Origin of the sequence: Rhodococcus gordoniae (assembly GCF_001646655.1) — a bacterium.
Lineage (GTDB): Bacteria > Actinomycetota > Actinomycetes > Mycobacteriales > Mycobacteriaceae > Rhodococcus > Rhodococcus gordoniae.
Window position 1 is genome coordinate 1 of record NZ_LPZN01000087.1, and the last position, 5,766, is coordinate 5,766.

Here is a 5,766-nt window from a genome sequence, read left to right on the forward strand (position 1 = left end):
ACAAACCCCCCCACCACCGCCACCGCATCACCGGCCGACTCCACCGCCGACACCAACAACTGCGGCAACAACACACCACGACGACCACGCCCACGCCGCTCCGGGCGGGGTCCGCCGGACCGGCGACCACTCCGCGACTGTGTCGCGGCTCCTCCGAACCTGTCGATTCCTCGTTCGGACCCCGCCTCGGCCACGTGACAACTCCTCCCCGTCGGAGCACCCCGACGGCCCCGGTCACGGTAAAGTTACCGTTCGGTCACGTGTCCTGCACGCCCGACCGGGAGGACCGTCGGGCGCTCGTGTTCGTCACAGCTCACAATCCGTCCGGAGTGTCACCCCGAGAAGTCGATCATGAACCGGACGACCACGGGTGAGTTCTCGCGCAGATGGTGGCGTCGACCGATTCGGAAGCCGCCGTCCCGACCCCGTCCGTGACCGAGACGAACTCGAGATCCGCACAGCCGACGAGGTCGGCCACCGCATCACCGGGAACGAATGCGTGTGTCACCCATTCCTCTTCCGCAGCACGGGCGAGATCGTCACGGTTTTCGGGAACGATCACGACAGCACCGGCCAGTGCGGCAGCGAGCACCGCATATACCGACCAGGGGTCTGCCGCCCGCCCCGACACCAGGATCCGAGCATCGTAGGTGAGACCGAACTCGGTGCGATCGCGGCGAAGAGCAGCCACCGCACGTCCCTGAGTGAGGTCGCCCTGCGGCAACCTCAGCGCAGGGTCCCCGGCACGGAGGACGGACGTGCGCTCGGTGTAGGCGACGGGGCGCTCCGATTGCGCCGACACCCTCGACACCAGTTCCGGGTCGTCCATCGGAAGCAGAACCGCCGAGCCGTCGGCGGTGCGCTGTGAGGTCGTGAGAATCCAACGAGCCTCGGAGGACGTCCCCACCGCGATCGCGGCCCCCGTCTTCACGGTTGCCCAGATGGCGGTCACCAGGTCGATTCCGGCGGGGACGTCGACGGCGACGGTCTCGCCCGGACCCGCACCGAGCGAGATCAGATGCCGCGCCCACCGAGAGGATCGTTTCTCGACCTCCGCGAAGGTCGACTCGGTCTCGCCGAACACGACGGCAGGAGCGTCGGGATCCGATTCGACCACAACGCGCAGTTCCTGGGCGATCGTCGTATCGGGGACCTGAGAGGACGACTCCGGCACGGCGCGAGGGGCACCGGTGACCACGGCGACCTCGTCAGCGGTCCGGATATCGATGTCCCCGACCACCGCGGCGGGATCGGCGGCCACCGCGTCGAGCACCGCCACGAAACGACGCGCGTAGGCCTCCACGGTGTCCGCGTCGAACAGATCGGTCGCGTAGGTGAAGGCAACGGCCATCCCACCCGGCCCGCTCGCGGAGTCCTCCCGAGGCTCCACCGTGACCTGCAGATCGAACTTGGCGGAGAGCTCTCCCGTGTCGAGCGCTTCGACGGTCAGCTCCGGCAGTTCCATACGCACGGGGTCGAGGTTCTGGAAGGACAGCACCGTCTGGAAGACCGGATGCCGGGAGCTCGAACGAGCGATCCCCAGTTCGTCCACGACACGCTCGAACGGCACGTCCGCATTCGCGAAGGCTTCGAGGTCGCCGGCTCGGACCGTGTCGAGCAGGGCGTCGAACGCCGTAGCCGGGTCGACGTCGCTGCGCAGTGCCAGCGTGTTGACGAACATGCCGACCACGTCGTCGAGTGCCCGAGCACCGCGCCCGGCCACTGCCGTCCCGATCACGACGTCGCGCGAACTGCTCAGTCTCGACAGCAACACCGCGAGAGCGGCATGCACCACCATGAACAGCGAGGCACGATGTTCCGAGGCGAGAAGGTCGAGACGAGCACGGGTGTCCGCGGACACATCGATCATGGTCGTGGCACCGCGGGTGCTGGTCTGTGCGGGTCGCGGCCGGTCGGCGGGAAGGTCCAGCAGGTCCGGCACCCCTGCCAGGCGTTCACGCCAGTAGTCGAGCTGCTTCCCCGCAGGCGATGCCGGATCGTCGGCGTCCCCGAACACGTCCTGCTGCCACAGCGCGAAGTCCGCATACTGCACCTCGAGCGGAGGGAGCTCGACGGAGCTGCCGGAGATGCGCCCGATGTACGCCGACACGAGGTCGCGGGCGAGCGGTGCGAGCGACGCACCGTCCGCCGAGATGTGGTGCACGACGAGCACGAGGACGTGGTCGTCCGGCGTGAGCGAGACCAACCGGCCCCGCACGGGTACGTCTGTGGAGACATCGAAGCCCTGCGACGCGACCTCCACGACCGCCTCGAACGCCTCTCCCTCGGTACCCGCGGTGACGACCGTCAGTTCCTCGACCGCGTCGACGGACCGGATCCGCTGGTACGGACCCTGATCGTCGTGCGGGTAGACGGTACGCAGCGTCTCGTGGCGCTCGATCACATCGCGCACGGAAGCTGCGAGTGCCTCGGTGTCGAGGTTTCCGCGCAGCCGGATCGCCAGGGGGATGTTGTAGGTGGACGAACCGGGGTCGAGCTGATTGAGCACCCACATCCGCTGTTGTGCGAGCGAGAGCGGAATGCGCTCGGGACGGGGCCGTGCCCGCAGTTCGGGCACGGCTGCGGCGGTCGAACCGCCGTCGATCCGGGCTGCGAGGCCCGCCACCGTCGGTTCCTCGAACAACTCACGAATGGCCAGGGAGGATCCGAGTGCCTCGTTGATCCGGGCGATCACCCGCGTCGCCACGAGCGAGTTGCCTCCGAGATCGAAGAAGGAGTCGTCGGCACCCACGCGCTCGAGCCCCAGGACATCGGACCAGACGGCCGCGACGGCGATCTCGGACTCCGTGACCGGCTCGCGGTGTTCGCCACCGTCCGCGGTCACCTGCGGTGCCGGCAGTGCGCGCCGGTCGAGCTTGCCGTTGACCGTCAACGGCAGCTCTTCGAGGACCGTCACCACGTCGGGCACCATGTATCCGGTGAGGAACTCGGCGGCAGCCCGACGGACGGCGGCGGGCTCGATGCTGTCGCCGGCCCGCGGTACGACGTATCCGACCAGACGTTCGCCGATGCCGTCGTCGCGCACCACTGCCACAGCGTGGGCGACGCCGGAAGCGCGCAGCAGCGCTGCCTCGACCTCCCCGAGCTCGATGCGGAAGCCGCGGAGCTGCACCTGCGAGTCGCTCCGGCCGGCGTACTCGATGATGCCGTCGGCGTTCCACCGGGCGACGTCGCCCGTCCGGTAGAGACGTCCGGAGCCGAAGGGGTCGGCGACGAAACGGGCCGCCGTGAGCTCGGGGCGTCCGAGATAGCCGCGGGCGAGCTGATCGCCGGAGACGTAGACGTCGCCGGCCACGCCGGCGGGAACCGGGTGCAGCCGCTCGTCGAGGATCCGGACGTCCAGACCCGGCAGCGACCGTCCGATCGCGCTCGGAACGCCCGGTCGCGCTTCCGTCGGTTCCACGACATGGAAGGACACGTGCACCGTGGTCTCGGTGATGCCGTACATGTTGACGAGTTGCGGCCGCACGGGATGGCGTTCGAACCATGCCGTCAGCCGGCCGGGGTCGAGCGCCTCGCCCCCGAAGATCACGTACCGCAGCGCGAGCGGCCCGGCGTCGACCGAAGCGGACGACGCGAGCATCCGCTCGGCCTCGTCGAACTGGTAGAACGCCGACGGCGTCTGGTTGAGAACCGTGACTCCTTCGCGCCGTACGAGTTCGACGAACAGTTCCGGCGATCGTGAAGTCAGGTAGTCGACGACGACCAGACGACCACCGTGGAGCAGCGGCCCCCACAGCTCCCACACCGAGAAGTCGAAGGCGTAGGAGTGGAACAGCGTCCACACGTCGTCCGGGCCGAAGCCGAAACGGGGTTCGGCGTTGGCGAAGAGGGTCAGCACGTTCCGGTGCGTGACGGCGACGCCCTTGGGGCGACCGGTCGAACCGGAGGTGAAGATGACGTACGCCAGATCGTCCGGCTGCGGCGATGCGATCCGGTCGGCGGCGGTGAGCGGATCGGTGGAGACCGAGTCGTCGTTCTGCGCGGCGACGACGTCCAGCATCTCGATTCCGCTGTCGCGCAACGCCTCTGCTCCGGGCTCGTCTCCGAGTGCATCGGAGGTGAGGATCACGCGGGGCCGGGCCTGGTCGAGGATGTACCGCACACGATCCTGCGGATGTGCGGTGTCGATCGGCAGGTAGGCGCCGCCGGAGAGCACGACCGCGGTGAGGGCGACCACGAGGTCCTCGGTCCGCGGCAGGGCCACCGCGACGAGAGTGCCGGGTCCGACCCCCGCGGCGGCGAGCCGACGTGCGGTCCGGTTCGCGCGGGCACCGAGCTCGGCGTACGTGAGGGTCGTCTCCCCGTGGGTCACCGCGGCGTTCGCGGCGTGGGCACGGGTGGCCGTGTCGAAACGTGCAGTCAGCGTGGCCGGTTCGACGACCGGGACGGACTCGCCGAGCGTGTTCCACTCGGTGAGGATGCGGTCGAGCTCGCCGTCGGTGACGAGCGGCACGTCACCGATCGCGATGCGCGGATCGGTGGTGACCGCCTCGAGGATCCGCGAGAATCGTTCTGCGACAGCGGCGACGGTCTGCGGGTCGAACAGTTCGGTGGCGTAGTCGAATTCCACCACGAGGCCGGAGGGATCGCCGGCGGCGTCGACGACATCCGCGACGGTCACCTGCAGGTCGAACTTGGCGACCTGTGTGTCGAAATCGATACCGGACACGGTCAGCTCGGGCAGTTCCAGCTGCGAGACCGGCATGTTCTGGAAGGTGAGCATCACCTGGAAGAGCGGGTGGCGTGCAAGGGAACGCGACGGGTCGAGCACCTCGACGAGCCGCTCGAACGGCACGTCGGCGTGGGTGAACGCCTCGAGGTCGGCCGTGCGCACCGAGTCGAGGAAGTCTCCGAAGGACGCATCGGATTCGACGGGTGTGCGCAGCACCAGGGTGTTGACGAACATGCCCACCAGGTCGTCGAGCGCCGCGTCGCCACGGCCGGCGACAGGAGTGCCGATCGTGATGTCCTCGTTGCCGCCGAGCCGGGCGAGGAGCACGGCGAGTGCGGCATGGACGACCATGAATTCCGTTGCACCGCTGCGACGGGCGAGATCGGCGATCGCTGCGCGGACTCGCTCCCCGAGAGTGAGGCGGTGCGAGGCACCCCGATGGCTCGCGACGGCCGGCCGGGGACGATCGAACGGCAGCGTCACTTCTTCCGGCAGATCCGCCAGGGTCCGCTTCCAGAAGTCCACCTCCCGCGCCATGAGCGACTCGGGATCGGACTCGTCGCCGAGGATCTCGCGCTGCCACAGCGTGTAGTCCGCGTACTGCACCTCGAGCGGTGCCCATCCGGGTTCCCCGCCCGCGACACGCGCGGCATAGGCCGTCACCACGTCGCGGGTCAGCGGTCCCATCGAGTAGCCGTCGGCGGAGATGTGGTGCACCACGACGACGAGCACGTGCTCGTCCGGGGCCACGGAGAACAGGCGCACCCGGATCGGAACCTGCTGTGTCACATCGAAGCCGGTGGTGACTGCTTCGGCGACCCGGGTCGCGACCTCGTCGGAGTCGATGCTCTCGGGGCGGACTTCGACGATCGCCTCCGCGGCGGGCAGCACCTGCTGATGGCCGACACCGTCGATCTCGGGGTAGACGGTGCGGAGCGATTCGTGGCGTTCCACCACGTCGGAGACCGCCGCCTGCAGCGCGTCGGTGTCCAGTCGCCCCGAAAGGCGAATGGCCACGGGGATGTTGTTCACGGCGGAGTGCGGTTCGAGACGGTTGAGGAACCACATGC

2 protein-coding genes are annotated in these 5,766 nt (G+C 68.8%); both read right to left on the bottom strand.

The genetic code is table 11. The annotated features are described in order from the left end of the window. The coding region (locus tag A8G18_RS23260; RefSeq protein WP_209447067.1) for a hypothetical protein at positions 1-194 on the bottom strand (194 nt) is incomplete at its 3' end. Positions 195-349: 155 nt separating this feature from the next. Beyond that, positions 350-5,766: non-ribosomal peptide synthetase (locus A8G18_RS21830; protein WP_064065528.1), on the bottom strand; the 5,417-nt coding region annotated here is incomplete at its 5' end.